The sequence below is a fragment of the Sorangium sp. So ce394 genome (genome assembly GCF_051474665.1).
In the GTDB taxonomy this organism is placed as follows: domain Bacteria; phylum Myxococcota_A; class Polyangia; order Polyangiales; family Polyangiaceae; genus Sorangium; species Sorangium cellulosum_D.
In genome coordinates, this window is record NZ_CP150339.1 from 4,560,730 (window position 1) to 4,580,918 (window position 20,189).

General features: G+C 72.6%; 15 protein-coding genes. 10 read left to right on the forward strand and 5 right to left on the reverse strand.

Annotated features, from left to right (window positions below; all coding sequences use genetic code 11):
• Positions 1-24 precede the first annotated feature (24 nt).
• The 6 genes from WMF33_RS16890 (at position 25) to WMF33_RS16915 (ending at position 8,720) form a co-directional block, all read left to right on the forward strand.
• Entirely contained in the window at positions 25-1,062 is a 1,038-nt protein-coding gene (locus WMF33_RS16890) for an aldo/keto reductase (protein ID WP_437338094.1), read from the forward strand.
• Positions 1,063-1,108: 46 nt separating this feature from the next.
• The gene (locus WMF33_RS16895) at positions 1,109-1,792 is read left to right on the forward strand and encodes an HAD-IB family phosphatase (protein WP_437338095.1); all 684 of its coding nucleotides are present in this window, start codon (positions 1,109-1,111) and stop codon (positions 1,790-1,792) included.
• Positions 1,793-2,622: 830 nt separating this feature from the next.
• Entirely contained in the window at positions 2,623-5,151 is a 2,529-nt protein-coding gene (locus tag WMF33_RS16900; RefSeq protein WP_437338096.1) for a penicillin acylase family protein, read from the forward strand.
• 852 nt (positions 5,152-6,003) lie between these two features.
• Entirely contained in the window at positions 6,004-6,888 is an 885-nt protein-coding gene (locus WMF33_RS16905; RefSeq protein ID WP_020735409.1) for a PP2C family protein-serine/threonine phosphatase, read from the forward strand.
• 183 nt (positions 6,889-7,071) lie between these two features.
• Positions 7,072-7,248, forward strand: coding sequence for an HAD hydrolase family protein (locus WMF33_RS16910; RefSeq protein WP_437338097.1), 177 nt, complete (start codon positions 7,072-7,074; stop codon positions 7,246-7,248).
• A gap of 65 nt (positions 7,249-7,313) precedes the next feature.
• The gene (locus tag WMF33_RS16915) at positions 7,314-8,720 is read left to right on the forward strand and encodes an HAD family hydrolase (protein WP_437338098.1); all 1,407 of its coding nucleotides are present in this window, start codon (positions 7,314-7,316) and stop codon (positions 8,718-8,720) included.
• 57 nt (positions 8,721-8,777) lie between these two features.
• Here the strand turns inward: WMF33_RS16915 and WMF33_RS16920 are convergent, their stop codons facing one another.
• Positions 8,778-9,254, reverse strand: a complete 477-nt coding sequence (locus WMF33_RS16920) for a pyridoxamine 5'-phosphate oxidase family protein (protein ID WP_437338099.1) — start codon at positions 9,252-9,254, stop codon at positions 8,778-8,780.
• Positions 9,255-9,620: 366 nt separating this feature from the next.
• Here WMF33_RS16920 and WMF33_RS16925 point away from each other — a divergent pair, with 366 nt between their 5' ends.
• On the forward strand, positions 9,621-10,520 hold the full coding sequence (locus tag WMF33_RS16925; RefSeq protein ID WP_437338100.1) for a sensor histidine kinase: 900 nt from the start codon (positions 9,621-9,623) through the stop codon (positions 10,518-10,520).
• A 16-nt stretch (positions 10,521-10,536) separates the two neighbouring features.
• Here WMF33_RS16925 and hisH read toward each other — a convergent pair whose 3' ends face one another.
• Positions 10,537-11,214 carry an imidazole glycerol phosphate synthase subunit HisH gene (gene hisH / locus WMF33_RS16930; RefSeq protein WP_437338101.1) on the reverse strand — a complete coding sequence of 226 codons (678 nt, stop codon included), beginning with the start codon at positions 11,212-11,214 and terminating at the stop codon, positions 10,537-10,539.
• Positions 11,215-11,217: 3 nt separating this feature from the next.
• Positions 11,218-11,805 carry an imidazoleglycerol-phosphate dehydratase HisB gene (gene hisB / locus WMF33_RS16935; RefSeq protein ID WP_020735415.1) on the reverse strand — a complete coding sequence of 196 codons (588 nt, stop codon included), beginning with the start codon at positions 11,803-11,805 and terminating at the stop codon, positions 11,218-11,220.
• A 303-nt stretch (positions 11,806-12,108) separates the two neighbouring features.
• Here hisB and WMF33_RS16940 point away from each other — a divergent pair, with 303 nt between their 5' ends.
• From WMF33_RS16940 to WMF33_RS16950, 3 genes are read left to right on the forward strand one after another with little or no spacing between them, the layout of a single operon-like run.
• On the forward strand, positions 12,109-13,788 hold the full coding sequence (locus WMF33_RS16940; protein ID WP_437338102.1) for a serine/threonine-protein kinase: 1,680 nt from the start codon (positions 12,109-12,111) through the stop codon (positions 13,786-13,788).
• Entirely contained in the window at positions 13,785-14,957 is a 1,173-nt protein-coding gene (locus WMF33_RS16945) for a PEGA domain-containing protein (RefSeq protein WP_437338103.1), read from the forward strand. The genes WMF33_RS16940 and WMF33_RS16945 overlap by 4 nt, the downstream gene beginning before the upstream one ends.
• Entirely contained in the window at positions 14,954-15,859 is a 906-nt protein-coding gene (locus WMF33_RS16950; protein WP_437338104.1) for a hypothetical protein, read from the forward strand. Before WMF33_RS16945 ends, WMF33_RS16950 begins: the two co-directional genes overlap by 4 nt.
• Before the next feature lie 165 nt (positions 15,860-16,024).
• Here the strand turns inward: WMF33_RS16950 and WMF33_RS16955 are convergent, their stop codons facing one another.
• Both WMF33_RS16955 and WMF33_RS16960 read right to left on the reverse strand, forming a co-directional pair.
• The gene (locus WMF33_RS16955) at positions 16,025-18,340 is read right to left on the reverse strand and encodes a thrombospondin type 3 repeat-containing protein (RefSeq protein WP_437338105.1); all 2,316 of its coding nucleotides are present in this window, start codon (positions 18,338-18,340) and stop codon (positions 16,025-16,027) included.
• Positions 18,341-18,416: 76 nt separating this feature from the next.
• Positions 18,417-20,159, reverse strand: a complete 1,743-nt coding sequence (locus WMF33_RS16960; protein ID WP_437338106.1) for an OmpA family protein — start codon at positions 20,157-20,159, stop codon at positions 18,417-18,419.
• Between the last annotated feature and the right edge of the window lie 30 nt (positions 20,160-20,189).

Here is a 20,189-nt window from a genome sequence, read left to right on the forward strand (position 1 = left end):
GTCCTCATTACGCGGAGAAGATCCATGGAATTCAGGCTGCTGGGCGGGTCAGGGTTCAAGGTGCCCGTGCTGAGTCTAGGGACGGGCACGTTCGGCGGAGGCAACGAGTTCTTCCGGGGCTGGGGCGCGACCGACGTGGCCGAGGCGACCCGGCTGGTCGACGTCTCGCTCGAGGCCGGCATGAACATGTTCGATTCGGCCGATATCTACTCCAACGGGCTGGCGGAGGAGATCCTCGGCCAGGCGATCAAGGGCCGGCGCGATCGGGTCATCATCTCCACGAAGGCGACCTTTCGCTTCGGCCCGGGTCCGAACGACGTCGGCTCCTCGCGGCACCACCTGCTCCGGTCGGTCGAGGGCAGCTTGCGCCGGCTGCAGACGGATTACATCGACCTCTTTCAGCTGCACGGCTTCGACGCGCTCACGCCGGTCGAGGAGACGCTGGGCACGCTCGACGACCTCGTGCGGGCGGGGAAGATCCGGTACCTGGGCTGCTCGAACTTCTCCGGCTGGCACCTGATGAAGTCGATCGCGGTGTCGGAGAAATACGGCCTCTCTCGTTACGTGGCGCATCAGGCGTACTATTCGCTCGTCGGGCGTGACTACGAGTGGGAGCTGATGCCGCTCGCGCTCGACCAGAAGGTCGGCGCGGTGGTCTGGAGCCCGCTCGGCTGGGGGCGCCTCACCGGCAAGATCCGGCGCGGACAGCCGTTGCCGGAGGTCAGCCGGCTCCGGAACAAGCTGGCTGCCGAGGGCGGGCCGCAGGTCGATGAGGAGTACCTCTATCGGGTGGTCGACGCGCTCGACGAGGTGGCGAAGGAGACGGGCAAGACCGTCCCGCAGATCGCGATCAACTGGCTGCTCCAGCGGCCGAGCGTCGCCAACGTGATCATCGGCGCGCGCAACGAGGAGCAGCTTCGGCAGAACCTTGGGGCCGTCGGGTGGACCCTGACGCCGGCGCAGATCGCGAGGCTGGACGCCGCGAGCAAGACGCCGCTCGCGTACCCCTACTTCCACCAGACCGGGTTCGCCGAGCGAAACCCGTTCCCCGTCGCGGTCTGACCGTCTGCGCTGGCGGCCGGCGCGAAGGCGTGCACAATCCGCGGCCGTGCTCATCCTCAGCGACTTCGACGGAACCATCACCTGCGCCGACCTGACGAACGAAGTCTGGGACGCCCACCTCCGTTATGACTGGCGGAAGGAGCTGCTCACGCTGTCGGCCAGCGGCCAGATCACGCCGCTCGAGCTCCTCCGGCGCGGCTATGCCGATGTGGATCGCCCGGCGGACGAGCTCCTGGCCTTGCTCCGCCCCCACGCCGGGCTTCGTCCGGGCTTCGAGGAGCTGCTCGCGCTGTGCGCCCGCCGGGGGTGGGTGTTTCATGTGGTCAGCCACGGGCTGCCGTTCTACATCCGCGAGTTCCTGCCGCCGGGCACCGCGTTTTCTTGCTTCGATGCCGTCTTCGACGGCCGCTGGCGCGTGACCGTGCCAGAGGCGGTGCGGCTCGGCCCCGGCGACGATTTCAAGATCCGCGTCCTCGACCAGCTGAAGGCCGCGACCGGCGAGGCGGCCACCGTCTACATCGGCGACGGTCGGCTGGACTATCCCGCGGCGCGGTGCTGCGACCGTGTGTTCGCGGTGCGGGGCAGCGCCCTCGACGTGCTCTGCGCGCGCGACGGGGTGCCGTGCACGCCGTTCGACAGCTTCACCGAGGTCTGCGCGGCGCTCGACCTCGGCGACGAGCGCCCCGCGGGCGCCGCCCGAGCCGGAGAGCGAGCTCCCGGACGCGGCTGACGCGAGCTCTCCTCGGCCCTCGGGCGACCCCCTCGCCGGGGCTCGAAGGTCCTGATACGTCCTGATACGGAGGAGAGGGGGGCACCGCCGCGCCGGGCCGGTCAGGCGTGCCAGACGGCGTTGCGGCAAAGCGACCTCCCGGGGTGACCTCACCGTCCGGCGACGGTTTCTTGCTCGAGCAGCGCCGCGGACGATCGATGGATCGGCGGCGGCCCGTGAGCCACGCATCGCGACACGAGCCGGGAACACCGCGGGAACACTGCGGGACGAGGCGGGACGAGGCGGGACGAGGCGGGACGAGGCGGGACAACGCGGGAGCAGCGGCGGTGAACGGCCAGGGCGTCTGAATTGAGCTCAGGGCCCGTGCCGCATGGCGCGTATGCCGACTGGGTGCTAGGTTGCAGATTTTACGGGCTGTCCGTTCGCAACCCGCGCGCAATCCTCGCGCAAACACGCGCAAATCGCGCAAACCGTGCGCGCTTTGGCGACCTAGATCGTTTGAGACAGCGTCCATCAGCGACAGTGTACAGTGTGTTTGTATAAAGGGTGTAATTAACGAATAGCTTGACTTTCGAATCCCATTGGTTAGTTCCTATCCGCTTATCTCGTGCATGTGAAAGCAACGTAGGAGGCGCTCGTTCGTCTTGTCCGCTGCTTGTCAGTGATTGCTCAGCAACCGTCTGATCGCCTGATCGTTCGGGGCAGCATTTTGTGCTGACAGCCGCTCGCCGCGCATCGCCATGCGAGGCGGCATGCGACCCAGGGTGAGCGTGGCGCACGTGACCTGCAAACTGCGGTCCTTGCGAGGGGGCCAGCAGAAGGAGATCGGCATGATCAGGCGAATGACCGGCGTGGCATTCCTGCTCTCTGCTGCCGCGTGCAGCGTGGCCCAGGATGATCAGGGGTTGGCAGAGCAGACCGCGGCGAAGGAGACCGCGGTCGAGATCAGCGGCCTCGATGTGGCGTACATCCGCGTGGACGATCGCGGGATGTCCCACGTCACCGCATGGGACGAGAAGGCGGGTTACGGCGGCCTTTGCTATGCAATGGCGCGCGACCGGCTCTTCCAGATGGACGTGCTGCGCCGGAGCGCAGAGGGGCGCCTCGCGGAGATCTACGGGCCCGGCGACGATGACGCCATCCTCGGCCAGGATCTCCTCGCCCGCGCGCAGAACCTGCGCGCGTTCGCGGCGGCGCGCTACGCAGCGGCGGCCTCGCGGACGAAGCGCGCGCTGCAGGGCTGCGCCGCTGGCGTGAACAAGTACATCTCCGAAGCCAAGGCGTCGAGCGGCGGCCTGCCGCTCGAGTTCCAGACCCTCGGTTACCAGCCGGATCCCTGGACGCCCGAGGACAGCGTCCTCGCCTATATTTACGTGGGTGTCACCTTCGACACCCTGACGTGGTTCACCAAGCTCGAGCGCGCGGCCGTCGCCTCGATCGCGGGGACGGAGGTCGCGACGACGCTGATCAAGGAGGCTCCGAACGAGGTGTCGATGTTCGACGCGCAGGGCAACCTGAACCCGATCTCGACGTTCCTCGTGCCGCCTGGCCCGACCACGCCGTCTGCCACCATCGTGAACCCGCCCCCGCCGACGTGCCTGGAGGGGGCGCGTCGGCTCACGGAGCAGCTCCGGCAGATGACGCCTGTGAGCGGGCGCGCGAGCAATGCGTGGGCGGTGGACGGGCACCTCACCTCGACCGGGAAGCCCCTCCTCGCGACCGATCCGCACTTCCCCCACGCGACCCCGTCCGCCGTCTACCTGGCCCAGCTCAAGGTGAACGGGCAGTACAACGTGGCAGGCTGGATGGTGCCCGGGTTCCCCGGGTTCATCAGCGGTCACACCGAGAGCATCGCCTGGGTGCCGACGTTCTCGCTCTTCGACAGCGTCGATCTGTACGTGGAGACGCTCCGCCCGGCGAGCGGAGGAAAGCAGGAGGTGCTCATCAACGGCCAGTGGAAGCCGGTCACCAAGCGCGTGGAGACCATCCGTGTGAAGGGGCAGCCGGATGTGCAGCGGACGTTCCGCTCGACGCCGCACGGGCCGATCCTCAACGACGGTCTGGACGGGCTGGAGGCGTTCGGGACCCTCGCGCTCAAGTCGACCGCGGGCCAGCCCGAGTGGAAGGTCGACGGCTACTTCGAGATGCCGGCGGCGCAGAGCTTCCCGCAGTTCAAGGCGGCGGCGCTGAAGCAGAGCATCGGCTGGAACTTCATCTTCGCCGACTACGCGGGCACGCACGGCCACATCGGCTACCAGAACTCGGGGCTCGCGCCGCAGCGCCAGAGCCCGCTGAACGCGCTCTATCCGGTGCCGGGGACGGGCGGGCACGAGTGGACCGGGTACGCCACGAACGCCGAGCTGCCCTCGGTCTACGATCCGCCGTCGCATATCCTCGTGACGGCGAACAACCGGATGGTGCCGCGGAACTACGCGCCGCAGGGGCGGCCGGTGCACCTCGCGAACTACTGGGACATGCCGTGGCGCGCGCAGCGGATCATGACCCGTCTGACGACGGCGACGCAGCCGCTCACGCCGCAGGACATGGCGTCGATCCAGCTGGACACGCAGACCACGATCGGGTTGCCGCTGCGCGACAGCTACCTGGCTGCGCTCGGGCGCGTCGGGCTGCCCGCGGACGATCCGAGCGCCGTCGCGGCGGTGGAGGCCCTGCAGCAGTGGGACGGGAACGCGGCGGCGAGCAGCCGCGGCGCGGCCGTCTACGAGATGCTGACCTTGATCCTGCTGCGCAACACGGTGACGGACGTGATCGGCCCCGACGAATATGCGCTCTTCGCGCCCAACGTGTTCCTCACGAACCAGCTCAACGGCTTGATCGACGTGCTCGAGAACCCGCGCGCGCCGTATTTCGGCATCAGCGAGGGCGTGGATCCCGGGGTCGCGCGGGACGAGGCCGTGCGCCGGGCGCTGGGCGAGGCGGACGCGATGCTCCGCGGGGCGCTGGGGCCGGACGTGAGCGCGTGGACCTGGGGCGGGATCCACGAGCTGACCTACAACCACCCGCTTGCGGGCGAGGACGCGCGCTTCGATATCGGCACCTTCCCGGCGACCGGCGATGTGGAGACGGTGAACATCGGCGGCTGGTTCGCGAAGGTCGGTATCCTGGCGCTTCCGCCCGGCGAGTTCGAGGCCGCAGGCGGGGTGCGGGGCGCGCTCGACCAGGACTCGCTCAGCGCGACGCGGCTGGTCTGGAACCTCGCCCCGCTCGACGGCTCGCTCGGGGTGATGAGCACCGGTATCAGCGGGGATCCGCGGACGTGCCATTACGCGGATCATGCCGAAGCGTGGAGGTCGGGTCAGATCTTCCCGATGCCGTTCACGTCCGCAGCGATCCCTTGAGTGGACCGCCGCTGGCGGGCGACCCGACGGTGATTGGCCCATCCTGATAGCGACGCCCTACCTGCCGCCGGCCGACCTGCCGCCGGTGACCCCAACCCGGGTCGGTGACCCCAACCCGGGTCGGTGACCTCAACCCGGGTCGGTGACCTCAACCCGGGTCGGTGACCTCAACCCGGGTCGGTGACCTCAACCCGGGTCGGTGACCTCAACCCGGGTCGGTGGCCCCAACCTGGGTCGGTGACCCACGACCGACGGACCTCGGTCGACCTACCGGCCACCGAACCCGGGTGAGGCCCCCGCCGATCAGGCCCCCGCCGGTCAGGGCGCCAGGCCCTGCTTGACGTGGCCCGCCGCCGTACCAGACGACGTAGCGATGGCGGCGATCCGCGACCGACCCACGGCACTCCAAAGACCCACGCGGGTATTCGGCGTGATCCGCATAACAGTTTCTACGTTCCCGCCTTATCGCCATCAGGGAATCCAGGAGGCCCGCCACGCCGTCCTCCACCCGTCGGATGCGCGCACCGGGGTTCGTCGTGAGCTCCCTCTCCTGGCGCGAGCCGGATGCGCCATGCCGTTCCCGCTCCGCCTCGCCGCGCGGCGCGCCCGCTGGACAGGTCGAGCGCGCTGCGGTGGCTGCGGTGGCGCCCCTCCGCCCTACATTCCCCGCCTCGCCGGCGCAGCGCGTCCCTCCGACCTCGCTTGCGCGACGACACGGTGCAACGGTGGAGCCGGCGGTCGGCGTGCGCGTCGGCCAGCGCTCGGCAGCGCGCGCAGCTCGCCGCTCCCATGCCTGCTGCTCGGCGGGAACGGTCGGTTCATGGATGGAAACGAGGAAACAGGAGACATCACATGACAGAAGCGACACTGGGAGCCGGGGACATCACCGTGAAGGCCTGCGGTATCACCGACCTCGGACGGGTCCGTAAGAACAACGAGGACACGCTCCTCATCGCCCACCTCACCTCCGCCGCCAAGACCGCGCCGCCTGCCCATGAGGTCACCTTCGAAGCCTCCTATCCGGTCCTGCTCGCCGTCTCCGACGGCATGGGCGGCGCGGCGGCCGGCGAGGTCGCGAGCGCCCTGGTCGTGGAGGCGCTCCGACGGGCGATGGCCTCGGCGCGCGGCAACTGGGACGACGCGACCCTCCAGGCCGTACAGCGCGCCAACCGCGAGGTGTGGCAAGCCGCGCAGCAGCCGGGCCGCCATGGCATGGGCGCGACGCTCACCGCGATCTGCGTGCACGGGACCGAAGCGCACGTCGCCGAGGTGGGCGACTCGCGCGCCTACCTGATCCGCAACGGGCAGATCCTCCAGATCACGCACGATCAGAGCTTCGTGCAGGCGCTCATCGACGCCGGCATGATCCAACCCGAGGAGGCCGAGCAGCACCCGATGAGGAGCATGCTGCTCCAGGCGATGGGCCTCGATCCCGACGTGAAGGCCAGCGTCGCGCGGCTCGATCTGCGGCGCGACGATCGCCTCCTGCTCTGCTCCGACGGGCTCTCGAACAAGCTCTCGGCCGAGGACATGCTCGCCGTGATCGAGCGGGGTCCCTCGATCGAGGCCGCGTGCGAGCGGCTCGTCGCCCTCGCGAACGATCGCGGCGGCGAGGACAACATCACCGCCATCGTCGCCGAGCTGCACGGAGGAGGGCTCACGCCGCCGAGGAGAGGCGAGAAGCCGACCCAGACGCTCCACACGGTCACCGAGTTCGACCCGAGAAAGAAGGCCTGACGCCGAGCCACGTCGGCTCCGCGAGCTCCCAGCGCCCGAGCCCCGGTGCGCCCGCGCGCCGCGAGGTGACGTCAGGCGCCTCTCCGCGCCGAGCCTCCGTCGCCGCCGCGCGCGGCGGCCGCCCGAGAGCTCGCGCGCGCGCGCTCGGCCGTGGTACGGCGGGCGGCAGGCAGGAGAGCGCGCATGGTCCCAGGGACCTTCCGCGGCGTGGCCTTGCTGAAGGCCCGCGGTCTTCCGATCGCGATGGGCCACGGCCCGGAACCGCTCAAGCAGGCGGCGGCGCTGATCGTCGGCAGCAACGACGACGGCTCCCTCACCGACGCGATCGGCCGCATCTTCGGGGCGGCTCCGGCGCGCTAGCTCGCGCGGCGCGCGTGCGTTCCTTCTGATATGGAAAATTCTACGCTCCTGGGAGGTGCACTTCTATGTCTCGACGAGCGCTGACGGCGCACATCACCACGTTGGTCGTGGCGCCGCTCTCCGTGTTGCTGCTCCACTGCGGCGGCGACGAGTCCACGGAGCCGGTGAAGAACACCACCGGCTCCGCGACGACATCGTCTGTCGCGACGGGCGGCGGCGGCGGCGGAGCGGCCGGCGGCGGGGGCGACGGCGGCAGCGGCGCGCTCCCCGACCTCGATCCGACGCTCGAGTGGTACGGCGACAACCGGCAGCGGATCGACGCCATGATCGACGAGCACGGCGCCGTGAGCCCCGGCTACGACCCCGACCGGAAGCCGGTCGCCGTGTTCGACTGGGACAACACCGTCATCAAGAACGATGTCGGCGACGCGACGATGTTCTGGATGCTCCGGCACGACAAGATCCTCCAGCCGCCGGACGGGAACTGGGCGTGGACGAGCCCTTACCTCACGGCCGCCGCGGTCTCCTCGCTCGGCGAGGCGTGCGGCGCGGCCGCCGAGCCTGGCGAGCCGCTGCCGACGAGCACCATGGCCGCCTGCGCCGACGAGATCCTCAGCGTCTATGTCGACGGGGAGACCACCGGCGGCGACGCCGCCTTCGACGGTCACAACCGCCGCACCCTGGAGCCTGCGTACGCCTGGTTCGCCCAGCTCGGCGCGGGCCACGCGCCCGACGAGATCGCGGCGTTCGCCGCCTCGGCGATCGAGGAGAACCTGACGGCGGAGGAGGGGGCCGTCCAGACGATCGGGACGCGCGCGGGGCTGACCGCCTGGCTCCGGATCTACGAGCCGATCCGGGACCTGATCGACGTGCTGCAAAAGAACGGCTTCGACGTCTGGGTGGTGTCCGCCTCACCGCAGTTCGTGGTCGAGCCGTTCGCGGCGAGGGTGAACATCGCCGCGGACCGGGTCATCGGCGTCCGGCAGGTGACGACCGAGGACGGCGAGCTGACGTACAACTTGCAGGGGTGCGGTCCGATCCCCGACGGCGCCAACGACGGCGCCGGCGAGTTCTCGGGGAACAGCCTGATCACCTACATCGAGGGAAAGCGGTGCTGGATCAACCAGGTGATCTTCGGCGCGTCGGGCCCCGCCGCGCTCGAGAAGAACCCGGACGCATCCCAGCGCCAGGTCTTCGGGGCGGGCGACTCGGACACCGATCTGAGCTTCCTCCAGGACGCCACCGGCCTCAGGCTCGCGATCAACCGCAACAAGAAAGAGCTGATGTGCAACGCGTACAGGAACTACGCGGGCACCTGGCTGATCAACCCGATGTTCATCGCGCCCAAGGGACACCTCGCCTCGGGTTACCCGTGCTCGACCACGGCCTGCGTGGACGAGGACGGCGCCGCGGTCCCGTGCCTCGATGAGGCCGGCGCGGTCATCCCCGACCAGGCCGACAACGTCTACTGATCTCGATCGCTCGCCGCCGCTCGGCGCGGGGCGCCGGGGCGCCGGGCCGCGCGGCGGTCAGATGTGCTTCGGCGGGTTCAGCTTGTCGCTCGCCGACTTCCCCTGGACGAGCGCCTTGGCCTTCTCGTAGAGGATCCGGAGCCGCCCGCCCTCGGGCTCCCAGTACTCGGCGCGCTCCACGTACAGCTTCAGGATGGCGGCGTTCGGGTGATCGGGGCCGTCCGGCAGCCACGCCTTCCACGAGGGCTTCCAGAGGCTCCGGATCTTCTCCTCGTTCCTGTCGATCGTCGCGCGCGCCGAGATCGAGATGTACGCCCGATCCCGCGGCCGGTAGCAGCAGACCGCCACCTGGTGCTCGCGGACGATCTCGCCGGTCTTCGGCGTCTCGTCGTGCGTCACGAACCAGAGATCGCAGTCCAGCTGCTCGGCCGGCTCCTGGATCTCCATCGGCCGACCCCGCATCAGCCCCTCCGGGGTCATGGTGACGAGCATGGCCGTGTCGAACTCCCTGAGCATCGCGTGCAGCTCACCCATGGTTCCGCGGGCCTGAGCCGTGGCTCCTGGCTCTCCGCCCTGGTGTTGCTCTCCGCTCTGGTGTTGCATGCGGAAAAGCTGCTCCGCGCGCGCTTCCCCGCCAAGCAAGGGCGCGCCCGGACCCGCCTGCGCCGCGGCCCGTCGGCGCTCCGGCGCGGCCCGAGGCGCCGCGCGCGGCCCGACGGTCCAGGCGGCTCCCTCCGCGAGGTTTTGCGCAGTCGGTTGCGCAATGCGACGCCTTGACGCGCGTCCGCTCGGCAGACGTGGCCCTGTCCTGCCGCGGGAGGTGCCGATCCGAGAACAGCCATGAGCGGCACGAGCCATGCTTTGCCGGGTCACGACTCCACCCCGCCAGCAGGCTCCGCCATGACCGCGTTTTGCGACGAACTCGACGACCGCGTCCCCGCCGTCCCGATCCGGGAAGACATCGCCCGGCTCCCTGAGGACTTCCTCGTGCTCGCCGCGCACGAGATCAGGACGCCTGTCACCTCGCTCCTCCTGCAGCTCCAGCTGACGAAGCGGATGAGCGAGCGGGAGCCGGAGAATACCCCGGCCTGGGCGGCGGCGATGCTGGCCGTCTTCGACCGTCAGCTCGGCCGGCTCGCCCGGCTGTGCGACGACATGTTCCAGGTCCGGCGCGTCGAGCCGGCCCAGCGCGCGTCGGCCCGCTCGCCGGTCGATCTCGTCGCCCTCGTCCGCGAGGTGGTGGCGGCGGCGGTCGCGCATCGGCCGGCCGCGCGCGGCGCCATCGCGGTCGCTGCCGAGGGCGCCGTCGTCGGCCGCTGGGAGCGATCCCAGATCGAGCGCATGGCGTTCCACCTGATCAAGAACGCGCTCACCTTCGGCGAGGGCAAGCCGATCGCGATCGAGGTGCGCGCGACGCGCGCGCGGGCGCGGCTCATCGTGCGCGATCACGGCATGGGGATCGCGCGGGAGGACCAGGAGCGGATCTTCGCGCGCTTCGAGCGGGCCGTCCCGGCGGAGCGCTTCGGCGGCCTGGGGCTCGGCCTCTACATCGCGCACGCCGCGGCGCGCGCGCACGGCGGCGCGATCCGCGTGGAGAGCGAGCTGGGTCGCGGCGCGGCGTTCATCGTCGATCTCCCCCTCGCGCCGCGGCCGCTGGGGCGCGAGCGCGCGGCGCGCGCGGGCCGCGCGCGCCCGCCGCGGCGCGGCCTCGCCCGCCGGTCGCCCGAGCTGCCCCTGAGCGCGCACCTCAAGCTGGCGCACGTCAAGCACGCGCACCACCGGGCGCAGCGGCCGCACTAGGCCGGCCACGGTCGGCTCACCCGTCGAGGAAGCGGACGAGCAGGCGCAGCCCGGTCTCCTGGCTCTTCTCCGGGTGGAACTGCGTCGCGGTGACGTTGTCCCGCTCGATCGCCGCGGTGATCCGGTGCTGGCCGTGCTCCGTCGTCGCCGCGACCAGCGCCGGGTCGCGCGGGACGGCGTGGTAGCTGTGGACGAAGTAGACGAACGGGCTCTCGCCCGCGAACACGCCGAGCGGGCCCGCCACGTCGCGCGTGATCGCGATGCGGTTCCACCCCATGTGGGGGATCTTGATCCCGACCCACGACCCGCCGGCCGCCGCCGTCGCCTCGGCGGCGCTCGGCTCCGGGGTGAGGCGCTTGACCGTGCCGGGGAACACGCCGAGCCCCCGCGCGCCCTCCGCCTCCTCGCTCGAGTCGAAGAGCGCCTGCATGCCGAGGCAGATGCCGAGGTACGGCGTCCCCTTGCGGATCTGCTCGCGCAGCGCCTCGCCGATGCCGCTCTGCAGCGCCGCCGCGCAGTCGCGGAAGGCGCCCTGGCCGGGCACCACCACCTTGTCGGCCCGCGCGATGACCTCCGGATCGCCCGTGCGCGTCACCGCGCACGGCGCGCCGGCGTCCCCGGCGGCCTGGAGCAGCGCGCGCTCCACCGAGCGCAGGTTGCCCATCCCGAAATCCACGAGAGCGATCGATTGCATGGGTCAGAGGCTCCCCTTGGTGGACGGGATGCCGGCGACGCGCGGCTCGATGCGGGTCGCCTTCATCAGCGCCTTGGCGAAGGATTTGAAGCAGATCTCGACGATGTGGTGCAGGTTGTCCCCCTCGAGGAGGCGGACGTGGAGGTTCGCGCCCACGCCGCGCGCGAAGCCCTCGAAGAACACGGGCGCGAGCTCGACGTCCCACGTGCCGAGCTTCGCCTTGGGCAGCGGGACGCGCCAGACGAAGTACGGCCTGCCGGAGAGGTCCAGCGCGCACTGCGCGAGCGCCTCGTCCATGGGGAGCGTCGCCTCGCCGTAGCGCGCGATGCCCGCCTTGTCGCCGAGCGCCTGCTGCACGGCCGCGCCCAGGGTGATGCCGCAGTCCTCGGTGGTGTGGTGGCCGTCGATCTCGACGTCGCCCTCGGCGTGGATGGTGAGGTCGAACAGGCCGTGGCGGGCGATCTGATCGAGCATGTGCGTGAGGAAGGGGAGGGGCGTCCTGATCGACGAGCGGCCCTGGCCGTCGAGATCGATCTCGATGCGGATGTCCGTCTCGCGCGTCTTGCGCTCGACTTTGGCGATGCGGGGCATGGCGCGTAGGGTAGTCGCCCCGGCCGGGGATGGGGAGCGCCACGGATGAGCCGGCCGCCCGGCTCGCCCCTCCTGGCCGGGCGCAGGGTCGCCCGAGCGCGGCGCCCCGAGCACGGCGACCAAGCGCGGCGCCCCGAGCACGGCGACCAAGCGCGGCGACCAAGCACGGCGACCAAGGCGCCTCGACCGGGCTTGACCGGCCGAGGCGAGGTCTTGGATGCGAGCGCCGGATGGAATAAGGTGGCCCCCTGGATAACGTGTCGATGGTGGCGCCCTGAAGGCAGCCCCAAGGCAGGAGCGTCCGTGAGCGCACCGGTTGCCGAAGGTCAAATTCTGTCGGGGAAATACCGGGTCGAGCGCATCCTCGGGCAAGGTGGCATGGGCGTCGTCGTCGCCGCCTTGCACGAGCAGCTCCACCAGCGGGTCGCCATCAAGATGCTCCACCCCGGCGCGAACGCCGAGATGGTGGAGCGCTTCGTGCGCGAGGCGCGCGCGGCCGTGCGCCTGAAGAGCGAGCACGTCGCGCGCGTGCTCGACGTCGGGACGCTCGAGACCGGCGCGCCGTTCATGGTGATGGAGTACCTGGAGGGGAGCGACCTGCAGGAGACGCTGCGGCAGCGCGGTCCGCTCGAGCTGGAGGAGGCCGTGGGCTACGTGCTCGAGGCCTGCGAGGCCATCGCCGAGGCGCACGCGGCCGGCATCATTCACCGCGATCTCAAGCCGGCGAACCTCTTCCTCACGCGCGGGGCGGACGGCAGCGGCATGGTGAAGGTGCTCGACTTCGGCATCTCCAAGGCGCTCGCCGAGCCGTCCGCGGCCGGGACCGCGCCGGAGCTCGGGCTGACGAAGACGTCGATGGTCCTCGGCTCGCCGCTCTACATGGCGCCGGAGCAGATGCGCTCGGCGCGCACGGTGGACACGCGCGCGGACATCTGGTCGATGGGCGCCATCCTCTACCAGCTGCTCACGGCGCGGGTGCCCTTCGACGCGACGTCGCTGTCCGAGCTCATCATCATGATCAACACCGAGCCGCCGCCGCCGCCGAGCGCCTACCGGCCCGATCTGCCGCCGGGCCTGGAGGCGGCGATCCTGCGCTGCCTCGAGAGGGACGTCGCGAAGCGCTTCAAGTCCGTCGCCGAGCTCGCGGGCGCCATCGTCGATTTCGGCCCCCCGCTCGCGCTGGCGTCGCTGGAGCGGGTCGAGCGGACGCTGGGGCTCGTGCCCGCGGTCGCCTGGCGCGACCGGGCGAGCGCGGCGCGCGATCGGAGGAGCATTCCCCCGTGGCCGACGGCGCAGGACCGGATGAGCGGCGTGCCGGCGGCGACCGGGCAGGACCGGATGAGCGGCGTGCCGGCAGCGACCGCGCAGGACCGGATGAGCGGCGTGCCGGCGGCGACCGCGCAGGGGCGGTCCAGCGCGCCGCCCGCCGGCGCGACCGCGGGCGCCGCGGTCGGCCCGACGGCGGGCACGGCTCCGGGCTGGACGGCCGCGGGGCCCGCGCCTTCCGGCCGCAGGCGGACCGGCGTGGTGCTCGCGATCGCCGGGGTGGGCGTCGCGGTGGCGCTCGGCGGGGTCCTGCGCTTCTTCACGTTCCGCGGCAACGCGGCGGATCCGCCGGTCGAGCCGCGGACCGCGACCACCTCGGCCGAGCCGCCGGCGGTCGCGACGACGGCCGTGCCGTCTCCGCCGGAAGTCACCGCCGTGACCGCGGTCACCAGCGCGCCGCCGCCGACCACCGCGGCGCTGCCGACGGCCTCGGCGTCCTCGTCGAGCTCCGCGACGCCGACCGTTACGACGGCGACCGCGAAGGCGCCCCCGTCGTCCACCGCCCCGGCGCCCCGGCCGAGGGTCCCCACGGCGGCTTCGACCCCGGCCGCCGCGACGGCGGCGCCCTCGGCCGCGCCGCCCGCGGCCGCCACGTCGCAGGGGGACGGCAACCGCAGCGTCTTCGATGTGCTGAACGACAAAGGGAAGCCCAGATGATTTGGCCTGGAAGCGAACGGCTCTCGCTGCGGAGCCGCGCCAGCTTGCGCGTCTGCGCCGCGCTCGCGCTCGGCGGCGCCGCGCTGACGGGGCTCGCGCCGGCGGCGGCCCAGCCCGCGCCGCCCGCGGCGAAGCCTGCGCCCGCGACAGCCCAGCCCGCGCCGCCCGCGGCGAAGCCTGCGCCCGCGACAGCCCAGCCCGCGCCGCCCGCCGGCGCCGCGGCCCCGCCCGCCGGCGCGCCTGCGGCGACCGCTCCTGCCCCCCAGGGGCCGCTGTCCGAGACCCTCGCGGGGGAGGCCAAGGCCGAGTACGAGGCCGCGCGCATCCTCTTCAACGACGGCGACTTCCGCAACGCCATCATCAAGTTCGAGCGCGCCTACGCGCTGTCCCGCGACCCGCGGCTGCTCTGGAACATCGCCCTCTGCCAGAAGAACCTGCAGCGCTACGCGCGCCTGCTCGGAACGGTCGAGAAGCTCCTCCAGGACGCGGGCCCGCAGCTCTCGGAGCAGGATCGCAAGGACGCCGCGGCGCTCATCGAGGCGACGAAGGCGTACGTGAGCCGCCTCGAGCTCCAGGCCAGCGAGGCGGGCGCCACCGTCTTCGTCGACGGCGAGGAGGTCGGTCAGACCCCGCTGCGCGAGCCCGTCCTGCTCGACGTCGGCACCCGGAAGATCCGGGTGACCAAGAAGGGCTTCGAGGCCTTCGAGGTCTCGCAGCAGGTGCCGGGCGGCGGCGTGGTCACCGTCGCGGCCACGCTCGAGAAAGAGGTGCATCAAGGGCGGCTCATCGTCGCGGCGCCGCCGAACGCCGTCGTCTCCATCGACGGCCGCGTGGTCGGCCGCGGCAGCTACGACGGCCCGGTGCCGAGCGGCGGCCACACGCTCCGCGTCACGGCGTCCGACATGGTGTCGCACCAGTCCGAGGTCATGATCTACGACAACCAGACGCGCCGCGTGCAGGTCTCGCTGGAGCCGGCGCCCAAGAAGAGCAACGTCGAGCAATGGCTCTGGATCGGCGGCGGCGTGGCCGTGCTGACGGGCGCGCTCCTGGTCGGCCTGGGCGTCTTCGCGTCGGAGCCGCCGGTCGACGGCAACCTGTCGCCCGGCTCGGTCGCCCTGTCCTCGCGGGGCGGCGCCTCGTTCGCGATCCCCTTCGGGGGCGGCCGATGAGCCGCGGCCGTCGGCTCGCGCTCGCGGCGCTCGTGGCGCTCGCGTGCGGAGGCTGCGGGGAGGTGGACGAGATCGTCGTCGCCATCTCGACGGATCTCGCCGTGCCCAAGGATTTCGATGTCCTTCAGGTCCAGGTCGACGGCAAGTTCAATTACGCTTACCGGCGGCTCGGCGCGTCCGACGCCGAGGCGAGATTCCCGGCGACGATCGGGTTCTTCTCCTCGGACGCCGGGGGTGAAGCCATCACGATCAAGGTCGCCGCCCGCACCAACGGCGAGGTCCAAGGCGATACCGGCCCGGTGCGCATCGTGCGCGAGGTGGTCACGAGGATCCCGAAGGATCGCGTCGCGTTGCTCACCGTACCGCTCGATTTTCTCTGCGACGGCTCGGGGAGGGGCGCGGGGATCGACGTCGAGAGCACGTGTGGCGATGGCATGACCTGCGTCGCGGGGGCGTGCGTGCCGAGCGAGATCGACTCGAGCACGCTGCCCGACTACTCGTCCAGGGACGTCTACGGCGGCGGGGACGGGGAGTGCTTCGACGTGACGGCCTGCTTCGCGGAAGCGACACCGGCGGAGGTCGACACGGCGGGTTGCACGATCGCGGGCGACGGCGCGGGCCCGCGGAACGTGGCGCTGGAGACAGCCGGTCGCGACGGCATCTGCGACGGCGACGAGGACGACGAGGACCGCCGCTGTCTGGTGGCGCTCAACGCCGACAGCGACAACGGCTTCCAGGTGGAGGCCGACGGGCGGATCCAGCTGCCGCCGAAGGTGTGCGAGCAGATGGCGCAAAAGAAGATCGCGGCCGTGCTGACGGCGCCCGCGACGGACTGCGCACAGAAGACCGCGGGGCTGACGACGTGCGGGCCGTGGCTCGCGTCGGGGTCCAAGGAGCCCTGACCGAGGGGCCCTCGCCGCGGGCATGGCGCCCAGCGCCGCGGGGATAGCGCCCAAGCGGCGTCGGCGCCGCGGGAGAGCGCTCGCCGCGGCGCGAGCCAGGACTCGGCCTCGCGCCGCGCACGCCGGGGCCGCGCGTCACTCGGGCGCCCGCGCAGGCGCGCGGCGTCACGCGCGCCGTCGCCGCCACCCCACGAGGAGCGCGGCAGCGGCGAGCCACGCCGCCGCCGAGGTCGCCGACCCATCCCCGCGCACCGCGAGCCCGCAGCCGTTGCCGTGCGCCCGCGGATCCGCGCCTCCGGGCCGGGGAGCCGCGCCGCCGCCGTCCGCGCCGCCACCGCCGCCGTTCCCAGCGTCGCCGCCCGCGCCGGCATCGCCGCCTGCGCCGCCTGCGCCGCTGTCCCCGCCTGCGCCGCCGCTGCCAGCGTCGCCGCCCGCGCCGGCATCGCCGCCCGCGCCGCCGTTGCCGGCATCGTCGGGCACGCAGCCGCCGGCCACGCAGGTGCCGCCGGGGCAGCGGGCGCCCTCGTTCGGGACCAGCGTGCACTCGCCGTACCTCGGGTGGCACCGCGCGGCGGTGCAGACGTTCCCGGAGGGCGCGCACTCGACCGGCGCGCCGCCCCTGCAGACGCCGCCGTCGCACGCGTCGGCCAGCGTGCAGGGATCGCCGTCGTCGCAGGGCGTGCCGTCGGGCTTCGGGGGCGCGTCGCAGGCGCACGCGTCGCCCACGCCGTCGCTGTTCGCGTCCTCCTGCCCGCGGTTCGACAGGAGCGGGCAGTTGTCGGCGCCGTCGGGCGCGCCGTCGTTGTCGTCGTCGTCGTCGCACCGGTCGCCCTGGCCATCGCCGTCGGTGTCGCTCTGGCTCGGGTTCGACAGGAACAGGCAGTTGTCGGCGCCGTCGGGCGCGCCGTCGTTGTCGTCGTCGTCGTCGCACGCATCCCCGTCGCCGTCGCGGTCGATGTCGGACTGGTCGACGTTGGGGGTGGAGGGGCAATTGTCCGAGCCGTCCTCCACGCCGTCGTTGTCCCTGTCGAGCGCGCCCGCGTCGCAGGCGTCGCCCAGCCCGTCGCCGTCGGCGTCGGCCTGCTCCGGGTTGGGGACGAGGGGGCAGTTGTCGGCCTCGTCGCTCGACGCGTCGTCGTCGTCGTCGCCGTCGCAGGCGTCGCCCAGCCCGTCGCCGTCGGTGTCGAGCTGCTCGGGGTTGGGGACGAGGGGGCAGTTGTCGACCCCGTCGCTCGACGCGTCGTTGTCGTCGTCGCCGTCGCAGGCGTCGCCCAGCCCGTCGCCGTCGGTGTCGAGCTGCTCGGGGTTGGGGACGAGGGGGCAGTTGTCGACCCCGTCGCTCGACGCGTCGTCGTCGTCGTCGCCGTCGCAGGCGTCGCCCAGCCCGTCGCCGTCGGTGTCGAGCTGCTCGGGGTTGGGGACGAGGGGGCAGTTGTCGGCCTCGTCGCTCGACGCGTCGTCGTCGTCGTCGCCGTCGCAGGCGTCGCCCAGCCCGTCGCTGTCGTGATTCGCCTGGTCGGGGTTGGGGACGAGGGGGCAGTTGTCGGCCTCATCGCTCGACGCGTCGTTGTCGTCGTCGCCGTCGCAGGCGTCGCCCAGCCCGTCACCGTCGAAGTCGATCTGCTCGGGGTTCGGCACCGACGGGCAGTTGTCGTCGGCGTCGCCCGCCCCGTCGCCGTCGGCGTCGTCGCCGAGGTCCCAGTTGACGACGCCGGCTCGCTCGGCCGCCGTCAGCCCCAGCAGCGCAGCCGCCGGGAGGGCGTCGAGGGTGACCGCGCTCGCGTGCGCGTCGGCCTGGCTCGCGTGCTGCCCGCCGAAGTGCATGAGGACCCGCGTCCCGCCGGGCGGCACCGACAGCGCGAACTCGACAACGGGCCCCTGCGTCGCCGCGCAGTCGTCGGTGACCATCCCGACGCTCCCCGGCACCACCGCCGCCGAAGGCCCGTAGAAGTTGAAGTGGAGGCTCGGATCCCCGCCCGCATCGACGTCGTCCGTGGCGAGCCACCGGTCCGCCGGCGTGAACTCCAGATCGCCGGTGTGAGACTGCGTGATGACGGTGCTGTTGTCGGAGCCGACGTTCGTCTCGACGCGCACGACCGCGGGCAGCGCGGCGGCCGTCGGGTTGTGGACGATCTCCAGGAAGCGCGCCCAGCCCTCTTCGGTGGGCACGTACACCTTCCGGGTGACCTCGAGGCTGCCGAGGAGCGCCGGCCCGTGGACGAGCTGCCGCCCGTCCATCTCCGCCGCCCGGGCCGACGACGGGAACCTCAACCCGTCCACCCGCAGCAGCATGCCGGTGTCGAAGGCGTCGATGCTCCCGTTGTTGATCACCCCGTCCATCCCGACGTCCCACAGGAAGGCGCGGCCATCCACGAGCTGCTCGAAGGGCGGCGCGGCGCCGCACTGCGCCGCCGCGCTCCGCGGCGCCGCCGCGAGCGCCAGCGCGACGCCGAGCCCCGTGGCCATGACGGTTCGCTTCATGCTCTCTCTTCTGCTCCCCGGGTCCGCGTCTCACGGCCTGATCGCGCGGCGGCGCTGCGCGGCCGCCGCCCGCGGGCTACTTCTTCTCCAGGACCACGAGCTCGATCCGCCGGTTCTTCTCCCGGCCGGCCGCGCTCTTGTTGTCCGCGATCGGCTGGCTCGCCCCGTACCCCTTGGCGACGAGCCGCTCGGCCTCGACCCCCTTCTCGACGAGCCACTTGCGCACCGCTTCGGCGCGCGCCGTCGAGAGCGTCTCGTTGAACTTGGCGTTGCCGGCGCCGTCCGTGTGCGCGCCGACCTCGATCTTCACCCACTCCGGGTGCTGCGCGATCACGTCGCGCACCTCGGCGAGCACCGCCTCGCTCTTCGGATCGATCGGCGCCGGGTCGCTCTTCAGCACGCGGAACGCGACGGGCTCCAGCAGCACGACCCGCTCGCCCTGCACCCGCACCCGCGTCGGGCAGCCGCGCGCGGCCGCGTCCTCGCTCGCCGGGCCCTTCTCGCGCGGGCACGCGTCGGCGTCGTCGAGCAGGCCGTCGCCGTCCTGATCCGCGGGCGGGCTCGGCGCCGCGGCGGGGCAGCCCGGGCGCGTCGCGCCGCCCGCCGCGTCGCCCTTCTCCGCGGGGCACGCGTCGAGCGCGTCGGGCAGGCCGTCGCCGTCCTGATCCGCGGGGCAGCCGCGCCGCGCCGGATCGCCGCCCCCGCCGCCCGCGGCCGCGTCGGGGCACGCGTCGTCCGGATCGGCGACGCCGTCCTCGTCCCGGTCCTCCACGGGGCAGCCGTTCCGCCGCGCGTCCGCGCTGGCCGGCCCGTACGCGTACGGGCACGCGTCCGCCGCGCCGGAGACGCCGTCCGCGTCCGGGTCCGGGTCCGCCGCCCGCTCGGGCGGCCCCGCGGGCGGAGCCCACGCCACGGTCCCGATCGCGCGGAACGACGGCGCGCCGATCGCGTCCCCGAGGCCCGGACCGGCGGCCGCCCCGATGACGAGGCCCGCGAGCGGGCGGAGCCGGGCGCCGAGCAGGAGCTCGCCGCTCGTCGTCCGATCCACGGCGACCCGCTCGCGCTCCGTGAGCGACAGCGAGCCGCCCTGCAGCATCGTCTCGGCGTACACCTCCGGGCCGATCTGCAGCCGCTCGTCCCAGAGCAGCACGGCCGCGCCGCCGCCGTACGTGAGCGTCGACGGGTTCTCGGAGCTCCGCATCACCGCGCCGCCCGCGACGCTCCACACGAAGCGCGCGACCCGCCCGCCCAGCAGGAGCTGCGGCGTCACGCGCACCGCGCCCTCGCCGACGTACGCGTCCGAGCTGCCCGTCGGCAGGTGCAGGGCCGCGCCCGTGCCGATCTGGAACGCGCCGCGATCGTCGCCGAGCAGCCGGACGCGCACGCCGACGCGCAGGTCGCCGAGCGCAGGGGACGACGGCGCCTCGGGCGCGCCCGCGCCGGCCGCGGCCGCGGGGCCGTCGCCGCTCTGGGCGAGCGCGATCGGCAGGGAGGCCGACACGAGCAGCCGATCCCAGAGCGAGAGCGAGCCGCCGACGTGGAGGTGCGATTGGCTGCCGACGATCACCCGCTCGGGCGAGACGCCGTCCGAGAGCGTGAGCAGATCCTCGGCGTGATCGAACAGGACGAGCCCCCGCGGGACGAGGTGCCCGCCGATGAGCGGCGACGGCACGCCGAAGAGCGGGTCGCCCGCGGGGGTCGGCTCGAACCGGCTCAGGGCGACGGCGCCGGGCCCCTCCGCGCGCGCCAGCGGTGCGCCCAGGGCGATGCCGAGGAGCGCGCCCGCGAGCGCTGCGCCCACCGTGATGAGGCCTCTCATGAGCGGCGGATGGTATCCTCGCGAGCGCAG